We start from the raw sequence: 19,259 nt of genomic DNA, 5'->3' as shown, positions 1-19,259 counted from the left end.
TCCAAATAACAGGAGAATCACCGCTCTGCGAATACTAGAGGCGAGCCTTGCGGAAGCCTTCATATATATTGAGGACCGCAACTAAAATCAAGACTGCGATACCTCCACCTACTAGCCCCGTTTCAAATTGGTTAGCTGTAGTAGTTAATAAATTAGACATGTAGTTAATGAATTCTTGGTTAAATACATTCGGATTTATAAGGATAACAGCGAATACAATAAGTACAATGAGCTCGAGGACCGTATTACATAATGCTAATTCTCTAGTCCATTGTCTCTTGATTAATTTATATATAGTTAATGCGACTTCTAATCCGATCACAATAAGAATAATAGGCCAATAATCAAGTAACACATGCTGATTAAAAGCTGGGGCTACGAAGTTAAGTGCGCCTTCACCGCCTCTATAGACTCTGATCAGGTGTTCAGCATTAAAATAAACAGTAGCCCAAATGGCAGTCCACAGTAAACTTCCGAACACTTCGAAGCTTGTAATTGCTTTTTTCTTATGGACAAGCGCGATATCCTTCAAATCATCAGGAGTCCATTTCCTTAATTTTGTAGTAAGCGGATGCCCTTCCTTTCCTTTATCCGCCCGTTCGATAATAGCGAACACAACAGTTATCCAAAAAAAGACTTGGATTCCTACTTCAAGGAAGGTTCCAATTCCTGTACTTATAACTGCAGTAACAATATCCGCAACTGTTTTATCGCCGCTGTAGCCAATCAAGTAATCAGCAACCAGAGCGATTAAAGAAACAACTACAGCGATTGGTATAATCATTTTTAATAACGTAACATATAAATCGAAATAGCGTGGGCCGATGAGATACATGGGCTGATCGCGGTACTCACTAGCTAAAATAGCTGGATTGCCCAATTTTTCAAGGACGGCCTTTACCTCTTTTTCGTCATAATCATCCGGTAACATATCCTCGATGGTTGATCGTAATTCTAATGCGATGTCTTCCCGATTTTGTTCCGGTAACCTCCGAGTAACTTCATGAATGTAAATCTCAATTAGCTTCATGGTCATCCTCCCCTTGTAATAGGCCGTAGAGTTCTTTCGAATTCTTAAGCCATTCTTCCTTTAGCTGTAAAAAAATCTCTACGCCATAGTCACTTAGAACATAATACTTACGGGGTCTGCTCTCGGATGTGTCCCAGCTGCTCGTCACTAATTCCTGTTTCTCTAATCGGCGAAGTAATGGATATAAGGTGCTTTGATCGATGATGATGCTGGATTCCTCCAACAATTGAACGAGCGAATATCCATACTGGGGTGTTCGTAATTGACTTAAAACGGCTAGCGTTAACGTACCTCTTCTAAGCTCTGTGATTAAAGAATTTAATAAAGTACTCATTCACCCACCTCATTATTTAAAATATAAGGATTTATAATCTCTTATAAATTGTTCTTATATTTTTGGTTTAAACGCTTGTTGTCCTTGAGAGGACGTCGAAGCCGCTTATACTTACTATGTGTCATACAGTATTCGATCTATACTATGCATCATACACTATTGTTGTTCCAACATCAATTGAATAAAATAATCTTCTAAGAAATAAATAAGAAAATTTTTCTATTTTGTGAAGCAGTTTGATTAAAAGGAGGTTGTGAAATGACCTCTTCAGTTTGGGGTGGAAGATCGATAAGTACTCACGAAATATCAAACATTCGGCATTGTTCTAAAGGGAGCAGAGCAGGTCATTGAGTTTGTGGAGGCGAATCGTTACTTATTGGAGGGGCGGCCGCAGACTTTTCAACACGGCGACTATCATGTAGGGAATATGATCATTACGAAGTCGAGGGAACTTGGAATTATTGATCTTAATAGATTTGATTATGGTGATCCTTGGGAGGAATTTAATCGCATTTCTTGGTGTGCACTAACGAGTCCAGAGTTCGCATCGGGCCGAATCCATGGGTATTTTAATCATGATGTTCCAGATCTATTCTTTAGGCTTTATATACCGAAGTGGTATTTGGCAAGTTATACTGAGTGAAAAGACTCAGCTATTTGAGATTAGTTAGGGGAATTGAGCGATGAATATACTGATTGCTGAAGATGAAACTGATATAAGAAAACTAGTGAAAATACATTTAGAAGATCGATCCTATCGAGTATTCGAAGCCAAGGATGGCATTGAGGCTTTAGAGGTTGTTAATCAACATGAAATAAATCTTGCCATTCTGGATATTGTAATGCCCAAGCTTGATGGGCTTAATCTGTTGCGACAGATAAGAGAGAAAAGCCATATTCCGGTTATCTTGTTAACTGCCCGCGGTGAAGAAATTGATAAGGTTGTTGGTTTAGGTCTTGGAGCGGACGATTATATGGTGAAGCCATTTAGTGCTTCAGAGCTTGTGGCTAGGGTTGAAGCGCAGCTGAGACGAAGAAATGTATACGATCTTAGCCAATCGATAACTGAAGAAACAATCCAACATAGAGAATTGAAGCTGAATTTAAAGGAATGTATGTTGTACATAAATGAAAGTCCGGTTCTTTTAAATGCCAAGGAATATAAGGTATTACAATGTCTGATGCAGAGTCCTAATCAAATTTTTACGCCCAAAAAGTTATATGCAGCAGCGTGGGAAGAAGATTTCTATAGTGATAATAATACGATAATGGTTACCATCAGCCGTCTAAGGAATAAGATCGAACGGGACCCACACCATCCCGAATTTATCGTCACAGTGCGTGGACTAGGTTACAAATTCTACAATCCAGGTAAATAAGATGAGAAAATATAATATATCCTATCAATTGTTAAAAAACTATATCGCGATCTTTCTTATAACAACGGTTATCACGATATTGGTGATTGTTGCTTTGTTTAGCATGAACAGGCTGGGATCTAAGGACATTATTTATAATCAGTTAACGGCTGCTAAGCTTATGCAAAATGACTATCAAAGAATTGACACTAGTGTTATTAATGATGTCGGGGGCAGTTTACAGGTTGTGAATTCCAATTACGAAGTCATACACTACATTGGCAACAATCCATTTACGTCCAAGCAGATTAGTGTCAAAGAATTTACGGATTTTCTAATGAATACTGGGGCTAACAAAGATATGATCACTGTTGAATATAATGAGCAGGAACAATTTTGGCTGATCGTCTCTTTACCTATACAAGTGAAAATGACAGGCAGTTTCCATTGGAATTCAGATTCACCTATGCAGGATCATACCCTTCAAATGCTTGGGTTTATTGGGTTAGGTTATTTGTTGATTTTGATTCTAAGCACGATGATTTATGCGAGAATTACAGCGGTTAGTTTCATTAAACCCTTAGACCAGTTGTCCGCTGCTGTTGAAAAGGTTAAGAATGGGGAATATTCAGCAAGAGTACAGGTAGGCGGGAATCGGGAGTTTAGTCAACTGGAGCAGGCTTTTAATCATATGGCAGAAGTGATTCAGATCCAGACCTCGTTAAAAGAACAGAGTGAAATCAATCGAAAAAATCTAATATTGGATATATCCCATGATTTAAAAAATCCATTAACAAGTATTATGGGTTACGCAGAGCTTGAACTAAAAGAACAGGTGAGCGGTCGGATAGAACATTTGGAATTTGCCAAAATAATATACGAAAATAGTATCCGTGCCAATGTATTGATTCAGGATTTGTTTGAATTATCGAGAATGGAAAGTCCCGAATTTCGTTTGGATGTTACAACAGATGATTTCTCAGAATACTTGAGAGAAGAAATGATACATATGTTGCCCGAGCTTGAGGCTGCGGGTCTGATCCCTGATTTTGTAATCGAGCCTGAAGAAATAATTCTACAGTTTGATAAAAAAAGAATGAATCGAGTATTCTCAAACCTGCTTTATAATGCCATCGCTTATCAGGAGCAAGGTTCTACGTTTCAAGTTGTGCTGGAAAAGGTGAGTGATGGAGCCAAGCTTACTTTTATTAATTACGGCCAATCATCAGCCTTGAACCCGGCAGGTTCTGGATTAGGGCTACTCATTGTTCAGAAAATAATAACTGCTCATGGAGGGACTGTTCAGCTGAATACGCAGGATAACCAGTTTGAAATTATAATTGGGCTGAACTGGAAAATTTAAGGTCTATGTAAGATTACATTAAGTCATATGAAATTTCCCAATGCTAAAATGGTTGATATTCAGTCTATTAACAATTTTACATGGGGGATTAGATTATAATGATTGATGAGAAATTAAGTAAAAGGCAATTGATCTTGGGCGTTATATTAGCAGTAATGTACTTTTTAGGATTGTTCTCTATTCTCTTGATCCGGCCGATTATGGAGATTCTTAACCATGTTTTTATTTGGCAGCCAGAACAACAAAATCGAATGGCCTTAATGTTGAATGGTCTGATCTACATAGGAGTGATTATAGGTATTAGAGGGTTCTATAAACAAGCTGTTCATGATTTCAGACAACACTGGGTGCGTAATATGGTATGGATCGTTTGGGGACTTTGTTTGATTATTATCATCGGAAGTATGTTGATTCCCACACTAATTTCTATCTTTCATCCCATTACAAAGTCTGTTAATGAGGTGGATTTACGGGCAATGTTGTCTTCGTATCCATTTATTTTTACAGTGAATGTGGTATGGATTGGTCCCGTGATTGAAGAATTAGTGTATCGGGCGACCATTTACAGAACGATCCGCAGGAAAAGTCGTCTTCTGGCTTATCTGATATCTTCCTTTTTATTTGGCTTCCAGCATGTCTATAGAGCCGTGGTTTTTCAGGGTAACTATAACGAAATGTGGAATATCTTCTCCTATATGACTGCTGGATTAATCTTTGCCTACCTATATGAGAAAAGAAAAAATATATTAGTGCCAATAAGTGCACACATGTTTAGTAATGGTTTATCTGTGCTTCTCTATTTCTTAAGTTAATACGAAACTTGACTCCACATCAGATTACTAGTAAACTGATAATCAAATAGATCCAATTCCAAAGCAATGGATGTGGCATAATGCGAAACAATGGATTCACTGAAGACAACAAACTAAGCTTGTTGATCTGGCTGCGGCTGGTAAGAGTTTATGACAATAGTAACGATCTTTCCAATGAGTTCTTGAAGCAGTTTGATTTAACGGTTAGCCAGTTTGATGCGTTAGTACAAATACTATTACATCAGCCTGTGACACAGATGGAAATTGCCGAGCATTTAACCATTACTAAAGGTGGAGTATCACATATGCTTGGCAGATTAGAAAAAGAAGGATGGATTGAACGCAAGCAGGATTGGAAGGTGAAGTATATTTCTTTAACTGAAAAGGGCCAGGCGCTTATCGAGAAAGTTCTTCCTTTGCAATCGGATTTCCAAGCTTCGTTATTCGATCCACTGACGGACGAGGAGAAAAAGGTATTTTACAGCATGCTTAAGAAGATTCACCGCCATAGCCAAAATGAGAATCGAATTCCACGAGGAGCTCAGTAGTTGCGCTAAAGCTTTATTCTGAATAAAGCTTCCTTTTTTCAGCATCAGTTTACTAGTAAACCATAATCATATTAGGAGGAAATTAAAATGAGCCAACAACAAATAACCGGACAACATCATGTATCAATGATTACTAAAGACGCTAAACAAAACCTATGGTTTTATACAAAAGTTCTGGGACTAAGACTTGTCAAAAAAACCGTAAATCAGGACGATCCAACCATGTACCATTTATTCTATGGCAACCCTAATGGCGCTCCAGGCACCGAGGTATCCTTTTTTGAAATGCCAAATGCAGGCCAGACCCGGAAAGGAACGAACAGCATTTCTGCAATCTCTCTTCTCGTTCCTAGCGATGAGGCCTTAGTATATTGGGCTAACAGATTAGATACATTCGAAATCGCTCATGAAGCTATCGTAAGTATAGAGGAGCGTAATTCGCTTACTTTTCAGGATAGTGATGAATTAACGGTTCATCTGGTGTCCGCAGAAAAAGATAATGTGACTCAGCTGGTAGAACCTTGGATTACTGATGATATTCCACCACAATATGCCATTGTTGGTTTGGGTCCCGTTGAATTGACTGTCCGTGAGGCTAGCCGTACAAAGGCTGTTTTGGAGGATATTTTAGGCTATACACAAGTTCGTAGAGTGCCATCCATGGGTGACCCGAAGGTAATGGTGGATATTTATGAAACAGCTAAAGGCGGCTTGTACACTGAACTTCAGCTCAAAGAAGTTAATGATCAAGACCGGGAAAGACCGGGAAAAGGCAGTATTCATCATGTGGCTATAAGAGTGAAGGATCTGGAAGAGTTAACCGCATGGGCTGCTAAAATCACAGCTGCAGGGTTCAAGAACACAGGGGTCATTGATCGTTATTACTTCCATTCCTTGTATTTCCGTGATCCGAACCATATTCTTTTTGAGCTTGCTACAGATGGTCCAGGGTTTGAGATTGATGAATCTTTTGATGCGCTGGGCGAGAATTTGACCTTACCTTCTTTTCTGGAAGAACGCCGGGAAGAGATTGAATCGAAACTTCATCCTATCCAATAATATAGCTAAGAAATAAGAAAAACTATGAGATTGGAAAAAATTATATTAAAATCATTCCTATAAGGTTAGACGATGGTTTGATAAGGTTCACTTAAGGAGGTAAAGTGTGACGAATAAAATGATAGCTGCTCAGCGTTTATATAACCAGAAGATCGTTGATTCCAAGCTAATCAAGCCTGAACAGGTCGTTAAAGAATTAGGGGCAATACAGGCGCAGGATTACATGCAGGCGATGTGGGCGATCGGATTACGTACTCCATCTTCGAATTTAGCTGATATAGAGTGTGCTATCGTTGATCGCAAGATGATTCTGAATTGGACGCTGCGTGGTACGCTTCATTTTGTCCCACCGGAAGATGTAAAGTGGATGCATCAGCTATCTGTGCCGCGTTTAGCGGGACAAACAAAGCGACGAAATGCAGAGCTTGGGCTAGATGATCAGACACTAGAACGTTGTAGACATATTATAGTTAATGCTTTACAAGGTGGAAAGCAGCTAGATCGTGCTCTTTTACTTCAGCTAATAGAAGAAGAAGGTATTCACACAGGGAACCAGCGTGGTTATCATATGTTGTGGAATGTTGCGTACCAAGGGCTGATTTGTTTCGGGCCGATGAATGGTAAGCAGCAAACGATTGTTTTGCTAGAGGAATGGGTGCCTCATTTTCGCGATCTTACTTACGAAGAGTCATTGTATGAACTCGCTCGGAGATATTTCACTGGACATGGTTTAGCAACTGTTCAAGATTTTGCTTGGTGGGCAGGCATAACCCTTACAGATGCCAGACGAGGACTGGAAGCGGCCAAAAGTCAACTGCAATCAGAGGTTATTGATGGCAGTGAGTATTGGATGTCTGCTCATCGGCTAGAGCCAACTGCTGAGGACTCGGGCGTTCATCTGCTTCCGGGTTTTGATGAGTACATTCTTGGTTATAAAGACCGAAGTGCCGTTCTAGAGCCCGACGTTGCTCCTTTGATAGTTCCGGGGAATAATGGTGTTTTTCTTCCAACGATTGTTGTGGAGGGTCAGGTTGTGGGTACATGGAAAAGAACCCTAAAGACCAAGGGGATTGAGATTATGATCCATCCTTTTGCCGATCTGGGCGATACGGAAAAGTTGGTACTTAAAGAAGCTGAGCGATATGCGGCATTTATTGGGCTGCCGATACTCAAAATGAATGTGAGTGGTTCATTGATATGAGTATTTCACTATTCTCATCATTCTCACCGTTTTCATCTTTCTTACCATACTTTTGTGCGCACCTTTAACGCTAACGGACACCAGTGCACTTATTAGCTCCTAAATGCTGATTTGCTGAGCTTTTCGGACTCCAATGCAGTTATTCCCGTCGCAGCACCACTTTTGCCCCCTGTTTTTGCGGAATAGCGGCATCTGGGTCCGATAGATTCGTAAAAAGACTACTTTTAGCTCAATAGCGCCTCCTGAGTCCGAACGACAGAACGGCATAATGGGTGAATGGTTGAATGGATACCGATTACCGGATAACCGCTCACGAATGCACTCTGAGTAAAAAATAACCCGGCAGGGCGACCTGCCGGGTTTGTTTCATAAATCTTATAGCTAGCTTAATTAGATTCGTCTAGCTAATTCAGCGCCTTCCCAAATCGCATTAAGCGCTCTACGCGCTTGCACCGCATCGCCAATTACATGATAAGGGATGGAGCTTTCCTCCAAGAAATCCTGAAGAGGTTGTTTGTTGAGGGCGCGTGAACCTACGGCGATTACTACATAATCAGCAGGTAGGCTGTGAGATTCGCCGTCTTTTTCAACAATTACGCTATCCCCTTGAATCGCCATACATTTGCTGTTGGTTATTAATTCAACGCCATGTCCATATAGACTTTCCATGACACAGATTTTACGCAAAAGTCCTAGATCATTAGCAACATCGGCTTGCATTTCAACTACAGTGATTTGATGTCCGCGTTCTACAAGCAGCTCTGCGACCTCAAGCCCCACTAAACCGCCACCGATAATAACGACTCTTCCTTCTGGATGAACCGTTCCCCACAACACATCATGTGAATTGACCACATGTGAACTGTCGACGCCTTCCACAGGCGGAATAATAGGAGAAGATCCGATTGCAAGAATGACCTCATCTGGACCAATTTCTTGGATTAATTCAGGTGTAACCTCTGTATTCAATCGAATGTCTACACCTTCACGTTTAGCGGTTTCTCCCATATTCAGAGCGGCTGCAGCCATTTCCTCTTTACGTGGTGCGGCGCCGGCAATATAAAGCTGTCCGCCTAGAATGTCATTTTTTTCGCATAATATTGGATGATGCCCACGTCGTTTCAGTGTGACAGCTGCTTCTAATCCACCAGGGCCACCACCAGCAATAAGTATTTTCTTGGGGATATTCGTTTGCTGCAATTCATATTCACTTTCACGGCCGGTTGCAGGATTAAACACACAGCTGATAAATGGCACATTAGGATTCACGAATCCATCGAAGCAGCCTTGGTCGCAACCCACACATTTAACGATGGTGTCTGCACGTCCGGCTAAAGCTTTATTGCAGAATTCCGGATCAGCCAGCTGCGCACGCCCAATGGCTACAAAATCAGCCAAACCCTCCGCGATTATCCGGTCTGCAATTGCTGGATCATTAATACGGCCTACGGCAATAACAGGGATGTTAACCACAGATTTAATTTGTGCTGCGTTATCTACATTGAAGCCCACAGGTAAATCGATTGGCGGAACTTCATATTTAATTGCAGCGCCAGCAGGGACCCCACGAGATACATTAATAGCATCAATTCCAGCTTCTTCAGCGAGCTTCGAGAAGAGCTTCATATCTTCCAGCGTAAGTCCGCCCGGTAGATCCTCAATTGCAGAAATTCTCATCAAGATAGGGAACCCAGGTCCAACCGCTTCCCGGATAGCGCGGATACAAGCCAACGGGAAGCGGCAACGATTCTCCCAAGAACCGCCGTATTCATCCTGACGAAAATTCATTGCAGGACTTAGAAATTGTTGGGGCAAATAACCATGGCCGGCATGGAATTCCACGCTGTCAAATCCGGCTTTCTTCGCACGTGAGGCTGTATCTGCGTAAGCTTGAACCATCTCGCCGACTTCATGATGCGCAAGTTCACGTGGTATATGACTTACGCCTTCAAATGGAACAGGTGAAGAGGAGACCTGAATTAGGTTGGGAGTTACTTTACCTCCATGCCATAACTGTAGACAGCTTTTGCCTCCTGCCTCTCGAATAGCTAATGCTAATTGAGCCATACCTGGAATAAATTTATCATCATAAAGGGCAGGAGCATCATCGGAGGCCGCCGTTGGGTGAATAGTTGTTACTTCTACAGTATTTAAGCCGTTGCCGCCTTTAGCTCGTGCTACATGGTAATCAATCAGACGATCACTGACGTATCCACCCGGCGCATTCATTTTCGTGCCCATCGCTGGTAAAATGACCCGGTTCTTAAGCTCCATATTTCCGATTGTGCCCTTGCTAAATAAATGTGTGAATTCCATATGATAACTTCCTCTCTACATATAGGTTAAAAATAAATAGGTTATTTTAACCTATATTAGCGAAAGGGAGGGCTGAAAGTATGTGCAAAAAATCACGAGTGATTTGGCAGGATTGTAGTAATTGAGGTAATATAAGAAAATGATGAACCGGATACGTATTCCGGAAGCCCGGAGGATGATTATGGATATTGAAGTTTTGATTCTGGCCCAATTAATGAAAGGGGCCAAACATGGTTATGAAATTAAAAAAAACATTATTTTTGTAATGGGCAATGATAAAATCGTAAACAATAACTCGCTTTATCCAAAGCTGAAATTATTTGAAAAGCGAAAATGGGTAATCAAAAAAACGGAAATTCAGGAACGCCGGCCTAAACGTTATGTATATTCTATAACTACTGAGGGTGAGGAGCGGTTTAACACCTGCTTAACAGAATTTACGCTGGAGACTATTCGAATTGATAATGAATGGTCTATTCGTCTTGCTTATTATGAGCTTTTGGATCAGGAGACACGTAGAAGATTGCTTGATTACAGAGAGACTTATATGAACGAAAAGCTGGACCATTTACAGCAGTTATCCAAAGTAGTAGGCAATAGTGAGGATATGGATTACTCTGAGGAGCTCTATTTTTACACCCGAAGTATGGTTTTACGAGAGATCGAGTTAATTAAGGAGCTGTCACGTAAATTAGAAGCATAAGGAAACAGTTTAGCACCCTATGAACCAATCATTTTTTAAAATATGAGGAGGTACAATAGAATATAAGATTGGAGAGTCAAGCTTATGACTGTGAAGAAATACTTAAGTATGATACAAAAGTAGCAAACGATAATGAGTATAATTTGATGATTACTAATAACAGTCCGTTATTTTTGAAAAGCGTAGTTGTAACAGAAGAAGAAGAAGAAGATAACAAGCACAAAAATGCTTTAATTGATGCTAATATCAACCGAGGTAATCAGAAGTGAGGATGCCCCCTGCTCAATAGAGAGCAGGGGGCATCCTCCTTAATTTGGCTAGTCTTTTATTGTTCGCCTTTATTTTTTGGCTTTAAAACCTGATGCTTGCATAAGCTTGGTGAATACTTCGGTGTTTTCGTAGATTCCAGTAAATAATTGTGCATTTTTGCCCATAGCTGTGATTGGAATATCAACCGCAGTATGGCCTGAGGTCGTCCAGTCCACTACAAAATTGTGTTTGGAATTGGCGATGGCGAATGGACCGTCTTCTTTGGATATGCCGTCACCGGACTCATCATCTGCGTCAACTGCTTCAATAGAAAATCCGCCGGTCTCATGATCGGCAAGAACTAGAACCAGTGTATCTGGATTCTTTTTGGCGAAGTCTTTGGCTACTTGCACGGATTTGTCCAGTTCTTGACCTGATCTAATCGTCATTTTAGCGTTGTTTTGGTGTGCAAATTCGTCAGTGCCTTCTTCTTCCACCATAAGGAAAAATCCCTTTTTATTTGTTGCTAGCGTATCTATAGCTTTCTTAGTCATCTCGGGCAGCGATACCACCGGATTATAAATATCCCCTTCACCCTCAGGATTTTGCTGGAACATTTCCTCGTTTGCGAATATTCCCAGTAGCTTGCCGTCTTTTGCTTTTTGCATATCCGCTTTGTTCGTTACATAGGTGTAGCCCAATTGTTTAGCTTTATCAACAAGGTTACCTTGTGTTCCTTTGCTTTTCTCTGAAGGATCTTCAGCGGGTTCATCTGGGAATTTCCCGGGATTGCCTGCAGGGTACCAGAAATCCTCACCCCCACCAAGCAGAACATCAACCTTGCTCTTAGTCAGAAGCTGGAGGGCGATATCACTTTGCTTTGAGCGGTCTTCGACGTGAGCACCAAATGCGGCGCCAGTCGCGTCTGTAATCTGACTAGTAGTAACGACACCTGTTGATTTTCCGGCATCTTTAGCATATTCCATAATGGTTTTAACACTTTTTTTATCGGCATCCATTCCGATAGCTCCATTATAAGTTTTCACACCGCTGGCATAGGCTGAAGCAGAAGCAGCCGAATCTGTAACAGGGACAGTGGAGCTTGTATGAATTAATCCAACGTATGGCATCGAATCCATTGCTAGATTTCCTTTTTCACCTACGGTGGCAAGCCGGATGGCATCACGCTGAGCAGCACCCATTCCGTCTCCAATAAACAGAATTACATTTCTTGTGTTCGAAGATGCTGCGTCTGCTTGATTAGGTGCATGAGTAGTGACTATGCTGGATACAAAAAGAGCCGTTGCCGCTGTCGCTACAATTGCTGTTTTGACGCCATGCTTTTTCGGTGATTTCATAATTTCCCTCCTAATGTATGTTTACAGTCTCATATTATAGTAGTTACATTAAGAGAATGTTTTCTTGTCTTGTAAAAAATGTAAAATGATAAAGCGAATATAAATTATCCGAGCTGTGATAAAAGATTTTAAAATAGAAAATATCTAGGTGTATTATTGGAATATTGGATATATTCATCTCTGAATACGGACTTTAAATGTTGCTCTTCTTGAAGAATTAGTAAATGAATCGCGGCAATGTTAAGAATGAATATTAGGAGTGTTAACAGATTGGGGTACATCAGATACAATCCCAGAAACATGAGATCAAACCCGACAAATGCAGCGTTTCTACTATATTTATAAATACCGTGTGTGATGAGTTTGGTTACAGTAGTCTTATCAATCCCAACTCTCCATGAAGTGCGCATAGCAATCATAGCTTGAATGAAAATAAAACATCCGAGGGCAGCTACACCAACACCGCTAAAGTGAATTACAGGAATATCAAACGGTTTGCCTACAAGTGTAACCATAAAGGACTCTGCTACGGAAAAAACAAACCATGCTGCGCCCCATAAAAAAGTAGAGGTTTTTACCAATAGCTCGATATAATGGATCTTAGATAGTTTAGAGCCTTTAGCCAGAACGTTTCCTTTAATGTGGTTTTTCTTGTAAAGTATAAGGAGCTTTAATAGATAAGAAATTAGGAAGATGCAGAAAAGAAGTAGAGATAGGATATTTTTAAGATCGCTCATTATGATTTCCTCCTTACCAATACATATGAATGATTGCTCATATGTTTGTTTATATCTTATTTCCTAATATTGTACATGTCAACTAATTATTGATTTAGGGGGATATCGTGAAAACAAATGTATACAAAAAACGGTGGCTTTGGGTGTTGGTTATCGTGGTTATTGCACTTGCAGGTACTGTAATCGGTATGCTGCTTACGCAAACTGGGCTTGCAACCTTTACTTCCGATGCTTATGGAGTCTCTTTGAAGTATCCAATGGAATGGGTCGTAGATTCAGCAGATGATGAGAAGGTTCAGGGGGAGGATGGTTATTTTCAATTATCCGCTATGTCTGGAGAGGGACAATCAATAGATGAAGTAGCTGAAATTATTGCCTCCCATCAGCTGAAGCCTTATGGCTCCCATCCGCAAATCACTGAACTGACATTAGAGAGGTTAAAAGAGGAAGAGAAGGCAAAGTTGATTATGCCTTCTGCTGACCAAGGGGAGGAATGGAATCATCAAGCGGCGCTTATAATTAAATATCCCGAAGCGGTGAAAATAGGAGATGATGTATACTATTATTTTATTTTGCAGGGCGATAAGGAACATGTGGAGGAGATAGGTCAGACCGTAAGATTTACAGGTAAACCGTAAAGTGCTTGTGCACGAAGGTAGTCTACGGGTTTATTTACAGGGATATCCAAGAAATATTCCGACTGCCATGTTTGCGTTTTTTGAGCTTGGCGACTCGTGGGATTGTCCCAAGGCGGGTAGACTCGAAAAGCTCTTTTTCCACCTTCACCTTTAGCAGATAGAATATCTTGTTCTCCTAGGACAGCTTTTGGGAAAATAAATTGGCCAAAGTGATTCCCATTTCGTGTACTTATAACGAAGAGATCAGCAGGATCTGAGATGTCATAGGGTTGGATGGGATGATCTCCAATTCGCTCCCATAGTGTCACAAATTGCCCGACTTTAGTGGGTGTGATTTTAGCCACCCGGAATCTAATGGCCAGCGCATTTAAGGTAAAGATATATGCTCCGTATTCCGCATTTTGCGGTTCAAGAATTGGTTCGGAGTAATCAAACCTGCAAGGATTATATACTTCTTCCATGGTAGCAAGTAAGTCACTATGTAGGATAGAAGTAAACATGGCCATCCAGGTTTATGAACGATTTTCTAAAATCATGAAAAAATATGACTAATAGAAAGGTATGAGAGGATGGATAACTATCAGGAGATCATAGCTTCGCTGAAGCAGCGCTTTCCGGAAGGGACAGTAACACAACGAAAAGATAAGAAGGGAGTTTATATCCCCAATCAGGTCTATACAGATCGAATTGAGACTGCAACAGGCAGTGAGTGGGATAAGGAGATTAAGTAGCTGGATATTAGTGTGCCACATCGCTATGTAAAGGCGATCGTACAGATCCGTATTGGACCCTATACTCGTGATGGATACGGAGTATCGATTATGAATGGAGATCCTGCTGCCGAGCCCAAGTTAATACGTACAGCGGTCGATCAGGCAGTCAATGAAGCTTTCATCGACGCGATTGATACTTATGAGATGGGATGGAAGGATCTCGCCCCCTACAAGCTTGAGGACTGGGCAGGGAACCCAGCGCTTGCACATTTACAACAGAGTGGACCACCTGCAGGAGTGGAGGATGGAGCCGCTCCAATACAATCATTTGCGGTTTCAAACCATAAATGCCTGAAGTGTAAAGAGAATCTGACTAATGCCGAGTGGGAGTTGCTAGGACGGATACCGAACTTAAACCGCGAATCATTGGTATATTGCTTTGAGCATATACTGGCACATTTGAAACGCAAACTTCCCGAGCCAGTTTTGACTGACTTTGAAGAGAAGCGAAACAGTTAAAGGAGAACGATATAAAATCTTTTTTACTCATTTTAATAGCCTACTGTTTTCAGGGAGGGAATTGAAATGTCCAAAACGACGGTTATTACCATTGCCAATCAGAAAGGCGGTACAGGCAAAACGACCACTGCATACAATCTTGCTTACGCTTTATCTAGGTCTTGTCTGAAAACTAAAGAATCCTATGGTATGATATGAGAAAAACGAATGGAGAAACAAGCATGATTCCAAGACGGTACGAAATAACCGATGAACAGTGGGAACAAATAAAGGACATGTTCCCCCTATCAAACAGGAAGACCGTCGAAATTAAGCAATCGTACGATGTTTAACGCCATTCCTTGATTGCCCGAAGTGGTGCGGCATGGCGAGACTTGCCGGAAGAACGTTATGGTTCATGGAAAACGGCCTACAGTCGTTTCTGCAAATGGAGAGACTCCGGACTCCTTATCGCCATCTTCCAAGCCCTTCACATCGAACCCGATTTTAAAAACTTGAGCATCGATTCTACATCGGTCAAAGCCCACCGACACAGTGCCGGTGCAAAAAAAACGCAGATGGACACGAAGTAAACCAACACATCGGCGTCAGTCGTGGCGGCAAGACGACCAAACTTCATGCCATGGTCGATGGATTAGGCAACCCTCTAGCTTTTCTACTGACGGGTGGTCAAGTTATTCTTTTCCAGCGATTGAATTGCTTCAGGAGTTAGATATTATTGGAAGTCACATTCTTGGCGACAAAGCCTATGGCTCAGAAGCGATTCGGAACTGGATTACGACTAAACAGGCCACTTACACCATTCCGCCTAAAACGAATAGTCAACATCCATGGAAGGTCGATTGGTATCGGTAGAAAGAACTCCACTTGGTTCAATGCTTTTTCAATAAAATCAAACACTTTCGCCGTGTGGCCACTCGTTACGATAAGTTGACTAAGTCATTCCTCGCGTTTATATACATAGTTCCATTTTTAAATTGACTCAATGATAGTTTTCAGATACGCCCTACGCAGATGCTTCATTATTTTGTCAATGGTAGGGAGCGGGCCGTTCTGTTGTTGTTCTTTCTGAGTTCTTCCCGAGTTCTCTCCAACGTCCCAAAAAGCTTCATTTTGCCCAGATGCCGGGAACCCTTACGGGCTTGGAAAAGACCAGAAAGACCGCTAAAAACCTTGATTCTACAAGGATTTTTAGCGGTCTTTAAACTCCTCTTCTTGGACTTAATTTCTGCTATCTTCTCAATAGCAGTCGCGACTCAAAATCGAGTGGGAAACCGTGGAGGTTCGAGTCCTCTCGCCCTTTACTAAGAGCAGTTCAATAGATTAAAAATCTGGTGGACTATTTTTATTACTTCATTCATTCGGTTTGCGGAAGTGACCTTAAAACTGAATTCCAAGTGAGCATAGATGTTGGCTGTGGTGGAATAGACACTGTGACCTAGCCATTCTTGTACTTCTTTCATGCTAACGCCAATTGCTATGGCACGAACCCTACTGGTCATAGCCTATAGCATGCTGAAAAACAAAGAAGCTTACTTAGAAGGCCGACTCCAAAAACTAAAATTCGTCCATTCGTCTAGTTCCCCTTATTTTCACAGAAAAACTGTCTGTAGGTCGCGAATAAGTTGTCCCGAGGCAACTCCGACAAAACCGGTCTGCTCCAGTGAAATATTAAGGTTCGGTACTAATAGCGCTTCCATTGCTAATTCATCTTCAATGGAATGAAAAACAGGATGGCTGTCTACCAGCACCAAGTCTACAACCTCCAGTCCCTGCCTCCAACAAACGACCAGCTGTTTCAACCGCGATCAGTCCTCCCAAACATTAGCCGATTAGCTGAAATTGACGATGTCCGGTATCCAGAAGACGGGCCGCATAGTCGTCAGCCAGTCGTTCGATCAATCCGTCAATGTTCCTGGTCTCAATAGCGCTCTACATCCGCAATCGTAATGCCAACAACTGGTCCCAGCCCTTATTCATCCAGGTGTCGAAGCAGCAAATGGAAGCAGTTTATTGTTCCCAGACCTATACATGGAATACCACATGAAGCGGACCAGATTGCTTGCCGCCATAATAAGTGAACACTGCGTTGCCGCCAGTATTCAGTTGGGGCAGGACTTCGCTCAACGTTCCCCCCATCTCTGTTTCATGCTTCATAGAATCGCCCTTGAAACTGTCAGTTTGGCTAATTGTATTATTTTTTACGTATGAGGCAACAAAATCAGTGAGCTCTGCTACTGTTGGATCGTTCAACATTTGCCGCAGAAAGGCATCAAACGGAATGGACTGACCGTCACAAGCATAATTACTCAATCGCGTAGCTTCCCGTCAACCTGAGCCATGATTAATGAATCCGCACCATGTTAAGCGGAGGCCCCCTGCCTATTGATAATAAGGGACAGAATCAGCTAAATAGTCATGCCCTGTCTTGACGCCGGGCTGGAGCAGCCGTATGGTACAAGTGACAAGAACATACAAACATACAAACACATGCTCAAGAAGGGGGAACTATGAATAAATTCACAGCCTATGGCCGACAGATCCGGCGGCAGATCGTCAGCAGGTATTACCGGATATCCATCAAGCAGAGAATTCTGTTCTCGTTCATCGTGCTGATCACGCTGTCCATCAGTGCAATGGGCAGCTTCTCGTATTGGATTGCCGCGCAGGAGATCGAGGACAATGCCTACGCGGGCAGCCAGGAGACCGTAAGCAAGACGGCACAGCTGCTGGATTCCCGCCTGAATGATGTGGCGCTGTCCGTGCAGTCCCTGATGCTGAGCGATGCGTACCGCAAGATGATGCTCGATGTGTTCAGCCATGATGTGTCGAATTACTATGTGCATCTGTCGGATCTGCAATATGTGCTCTCCCAGGCAACGTTCAATCAGCCGATCATTGAGAATGTACTGATCGTTACCCCGATAGGCGATTTCTATTCCACCACGCAGACCCGGGCGCAGGACCATTCATTCTACGACTCGGAATTATATGGTCTGAGCAAGGGGAAGCCGGGCGGCTACTGGGCCAAAGGACATTATGACCGGTTATTCACGGGCAGCCAGCGGGTGGTCTCCTTCGTGGTCCGGGGAATTTATGAATACCCTTACACACCGATCAGCAATGTATTTATTGTGGTCAATATCAGGGAGAGCCGGATAAATGAGCTGCTGAATAAAGGGGGACAACAAGCGGGATGGGATTATTACCTGGTGAGCGGGGAAGGCGAGGCGGTGGTGGAGTCCCACTGGCCCTTCCAAGGCAGGTTCCCCTGGAAGCCGATGCTTGCCGGAGCCGGGACAGCAGCCGGTCCCAAGGATTACAACTACAGCTATGGCGGGAAGGAGTATCTGGTTAATTATACAGGCTCAGCGGCATCGCCGGACTGGATCATCTCCGGCATGCAGTCGAGGGACCAGCTGCTGGGCAAGCTGCAGCGGGTGCAGCGCATCACCCTCTATGTCATCGCATTCTTCCTGCTGGCCACCTGGCTGATCTCCAATCAGCTGACGTCTGTGCTGCTTAAGCCGCTGTTCAAGCTGCGGCGGCTGATGCGCAGAGTCGAGGAGAACCAGCTAAGCGTAGTTTATGAGAGCCGTTATGAGGATGAGGTTGCCCAGGTCGGCTATCAGTTCAACCGGATGATGTCGGAGATTAAGGTGCTGATTGCAGATGTGAAGGCCAAGGAGGAGGACAAGCGTCATGCAGAGATCCGCGCACTTACGGCGCAGATGGAGCCGCACTTTCTGTACAATACTCTGAATACCATTTATTGCAAATCGGTCATGGGCGAGAATGATGATGTGAATGAGATGATCCTGTCGTTGTCGCAGATGTTTCAGATCGGGCTCAGCGGCGGCAAGGATCTGATTCCCCTTGAGGATGAGCTGTCCCACATGCAGCAGTATTTCGCCCTTCAGCAGAAATGCTATGAAGGGTTGTTTGAATACACGGTGACTGTTGAGGACGAGGCCCTGCTGTCCTGCCTGCTGCCCAAGATTATCCTGCAGCCGGTGGTGGAGAACAGCATTCAGCACGGGTTCAGCGACCGGACCGCCGGTGGCCGGATCGACATCACGGTCAGCCGGGAGCAGGAACTGCTGCATATTTGCATTACCGACAACGGGCGGGGTCTTGATGCTGCACGGGTCAAGCAGGGGATGGTCAGGGCTCCGCAGTCGAGGAAAGGTTATGCCCTGTTCAACATCAGGCATCGGCTGGCGCTGTATTACGGGGCCGAAGCACGTATGGACGTTGGCGGCGAACCATGTAAGGGATCACGGACAGATCTGTGGATTCCGTTAGGGGAGGAGAGATGAAG

The 19,259-nt window shown here is 42.8% G+C and carries 21 protein-coding genes and 2 pseudogenes; 15 read left to right on the top strand and 8 right to left on the bottom strand.

What is annotated here, in order from left to right:
• Positions 1–34: 34 nt before the first annotated feature.
• Together NYE35_RS20730 and NYE35_RS20725 are read right to left on the bottom strand one after the other, a co-directional pair.
• Positions 35–1,030, bottom strand: coding sequence for an HAAS signaling domain-containing protein (locus NYE35_RS20730; RefSeq protein ID WP_038572325.1), 996 nt, complete (start codon positions 1,028–1,030; stop codon positions 35–37).
• Positions 1,017–1,364, bottom strand: coding sequence for a PadR family transcriptional regulator (locus tag NYE35_RS20725; RefSeq protein ID WP_036689003.1), 348 nt, complete (start codon positions 1,362–1,364; stop codon positions 1,017–1,019). Before NYE35_RS20725 ends, NYE35_RS20730 begins: the two co-directional genes overlap by 14 nt.
• 281 nt (positions 1,365–1,645) lie before the next feature.
• On the opposite strand from NYE35_RS20725, the pseudogene NYE35_RS20720 reads away from it, so the two are divergent.
• The 7 genes and pseudogenes from NYE35_RS20720 to NYE35_RS20690 all read left to right on the top strand — a co-directional run.
• Positions 1,646–1,968, top strand: a pseudogene (locus NYE35_RS20720) (aminoglycoside phosphotransferase family protein); the annotation flags it as partial.
• 79 nt (positions 1,969–2,047) lie between these two features.
• Complete coding sequence (locus NYE35_RS20715) at positions 2,048–2,743, top strand: response regulator transcription factor (protein WP_038572324.1); 696 nt, start codon at positions 2,048–2,050, stop codon at positions 2,741–2,743.
• A 1-nt stretch (position 2,744) separates the two neighbouring features.
• On the top strand, positions 2,745–4,085 hold the full coding sequence (locus tag NYE35_RS20710; RefSeq protein ID WP_341122002.1) for a sensor histidine kinase: 1,341 nt from the start codon (positions 2,745–2,747) through the stop codon (positions 4,083–4,085).
• 98 nt (positions 4,086–4,183) lie between these two features.
• Positions 4,184–4,897 (top strand): CPBP family intramembrane glutamic endopeptidase, encoded by a 714-nt coding sequence (locus tag NYE35_RS20705; RefSeq protein WP_341122000.1) that lies wholly within the window; start codon positions 4,184–4,186, stop codon positions 4,895–4,897.
• Positions 4,898–4,977: 80 nt separating this feature from the next.
• Entirely contained in the window at positions 4,978–5,445 is a 468-nt protein-coding gene (locus NYE35_RS20700; RefSeq protein ID WP_339210327.1) for a MarR family winged helix-turn-helix transcriptional regulator, read from the top strand.
• Between the two features lie 87 nt (positions 5,446–5,532).
• The gene (locus tag NYE35_RS20695; protein ID WP_076225075.1) at positions 5,533–6,504 is read left to right on the top strand and encodes a ring-cleaving dioxygenase; all 972 of its coding nucleotides are present in this window, start codon (positions 5,533–5,535) and stop codon (positions 6,502–6,504) included.
• Between the two features lie 106 nt (positions 6,505–6,610).
• On the top strand, positions 6,611–7,705 hold the full coding sequence (locus tag NYE35_RS20690) for a winged helix DNA-binding domain-containing protein (protein WP_341121999.1): 1,095 nt from the start codon (positions 6,611–6,613) through the stop codon (positions 7,703–7,705).
• A 390-nt stretch (positions 7,706–8,095) separates the two neighbouring features.
• Here the strand turns inward: NYE35_RS20690 and baiCD are convergent, their stop codons facing one another.
• Positions 8,096–10,021 (bottom strand): bile acid Fe-S flavoenzyme BaiCD, encoded by a 1,926-nt coding sequence (baiCD, locus tag NYE35_RS20685; RefSeq protein WP_052097144.1) that lies wholly within the window; start codon positions 10,019–10,021, stop codon positions 8,096–8,098.
• Positions 10,022–10,202: 181 nt separating this feature from the next.
• Between baiCD and NYE35_RS20680 the strand changes: the two genes are divergently transcribed.
• On the top strand, positions 10,203–10,724 hold the full coding sequence (locus NYE35_RS20680) for a PadR family transcriptional regulator (protein WP_036688994.1): 522 nt from the start codon (positions 10,203–10,205) through the stop codon (positions 10,722–10,724).
• A gap of 68 nt (positions 10,725–10,792) precedes the next feature.
• On the top strand, positions 10,793–10,993 hold the full coding sequence (locus NYE35_RS20675; RefSeq protein WP_076105246.1) for a hypothetical protein: 201 nt from the start codon (positions 10,793–10,795) through the stop codon (positions 10,991–10,993).
• Between the two features lie 69 nt (positions 10,994–11,062).
• Here NYE35_RS20675 and NYE35_RS20670 read toward each other — a convergent pair whose 3' ends face one another.
• Entirely contained in the window at positions 11,063–12,331 is a 1,269-nt protein-coding gene (locus NYE35_RS20670; protein ID WP_076105247.1) for an alkaline phosphatase, read from the bottom strand.
• 128 nt (positions 12,332–12,459) lie between these two features.
• Positions 12,460–13,068, bottom strand: a complete 609-nt coding sequence (locus tag NYE35_RS20665) for a methyltransferase family protein (RefSeq protein WP_076141080.1) — start codon at positions 13,066–13,068, stop codon at positions 12,460–12,462.
• A 107-nt stretch (positions 13,069–13,175) separates the two neighbouring features.
• Between NYE35_RS20665 and NYE35_RS20660 the strand changes: the two genes are divergently transcribed.
• Positions 13,176–13,706 (top strand): hypothetical protein, encoded by a 531-nt coding sequence (locus NYE35_RS20660; RefSeq protein ID WP_341121998.1) that lies wholly within the window; start codon positions 13,176–13,178, stop codon positions 13,704–13,706.
• Here NYE35_RS20660 and NYE35_RS20655 read toward each other — a convergent pair.
• A complete protein-coding gene (locus NYE35_RS20655; RefSeq protein WP_341121997.1) occupies positions 13,676–14,206 on the bottom strand; it encodes a MepB family protein in 531 nt (176 codons plus the stop codon). The two genes, NYE35_RS20660 and NYE35_RS20655, sit on opposite strands and share 31 nt — an antisense overlap.
• A 69-nt stretch (positions 14,207–14,275) precedes the next feature.
• Here NYE35_RS20655 and NYE35_RS20650 point away from each other — a divergent pair, with 69 nt between their 5' ends.
• The 4 genes and pseudogenes from NYE35_RS20650 to NYE35_RS20635 all read left to right on the top strand — a co-directional run bounded on the left by NYE35_RS20650 (position 14,276) and on the right by NYE35_RS20635 (position 15,919).
• Positions 14,276–14,437 carry a hypothetical protein gene (locus NYE35_RS20650; RefSeq protein ID WP_341121995.1) on the top strand — a complete coding sequence of 54 codons (162 nt, stop codon included), beginning with the start codon at positions 14,276–14,278 and terminating at the stop codon, positions 14,435–14,437.
• Between the two features lie 12 nt (positions 14,438–14,449).
• Positions 14,450–14,938 (top strand): hypothetical protein, encoded by a 489-nt coding sequence (locus NYE35_RS20645; protein WP_141240335.1) that lies wholly within the window; start codon positions 14,450–14,452, stop codon positions 14,936–14,938.
• Positions 14,939–15,004: 66 nt separating this feature from the next.
• Positions 15,005–15,136 (top strand): ParA family protein, encoded by a 132-nt coding sequence (locus tag NYE35_RS20640; protein WP_080742533.1) that lies wholly within the window; start codon positions 15,005–15,007, stop codon positions 15,134–15,136.
• A 23-nt stretch (positions 15,137–15,159) separates the two neighbouring features.
• Positions 15,160–15,919: pseudogene (locus tag NYE35_RS20635) on the top strand (IS5 family transposase).
• A 611-nt stretch (positions 15,920–16,530) separates the two neighbouring features.
• Here the strand turns inward: NYE35_RS20635 and NYE35_RS20630 are convergent.
• On the bottom strand, positions 16,531–16,740 hold the full coding sequence (locus NYE35_RS20630) for a hypothetical protein (RefSeq protein WP_076273775.1): 210 nt from the start codon (positions 16,738–16,740) through the stop codon (positions 16,531–16,533).
• A gap of 223 nt (positions 16,741–16,963) precedes the next feature.
• On the bottom strand, positions 16,964–17,251 hold the full coding sequence (locus NYE35_RS20625; RefSeq protein ID WP_341121993.1) for a hypothetical protein: 288 nt from the start codon (positions 17,249–17,251) through the stop codon (positions 16,964–16,966).
• A gap of 197 nt (positions 17,252–17,448) precedes the next feature.
• On the opposite strand from NYE35_RS20625, the gene NYE35_RS20620 reads away from it, so the two are divergent.
• Entirely contained in the window at positions 17,449–19,257 is a 1,809-nt protein-coding gene (locus tag NYE35_RS20620; protein ID WP_076105251.1) for a cache domain-containing sensor histidine kinase, read from the top strand.
• Positions 19,258–19,259 lie beyond the last annotated feature (2 nt).

The organism is Paenibacillus sp. FSL L8-0494, from assembly GCF_038003695.1.
Lineage (GTDB): Bacteria > Bacillota > Bacilli > Paenibacillales > Paenibacillaceae > Paenibacillus_AQ > Paenibacillus_AQ odorifer.
Note: the sequence above shows the minus strand (reverse complement) of the source record. Positions and strands in the feature narration are given on the sequence as shown.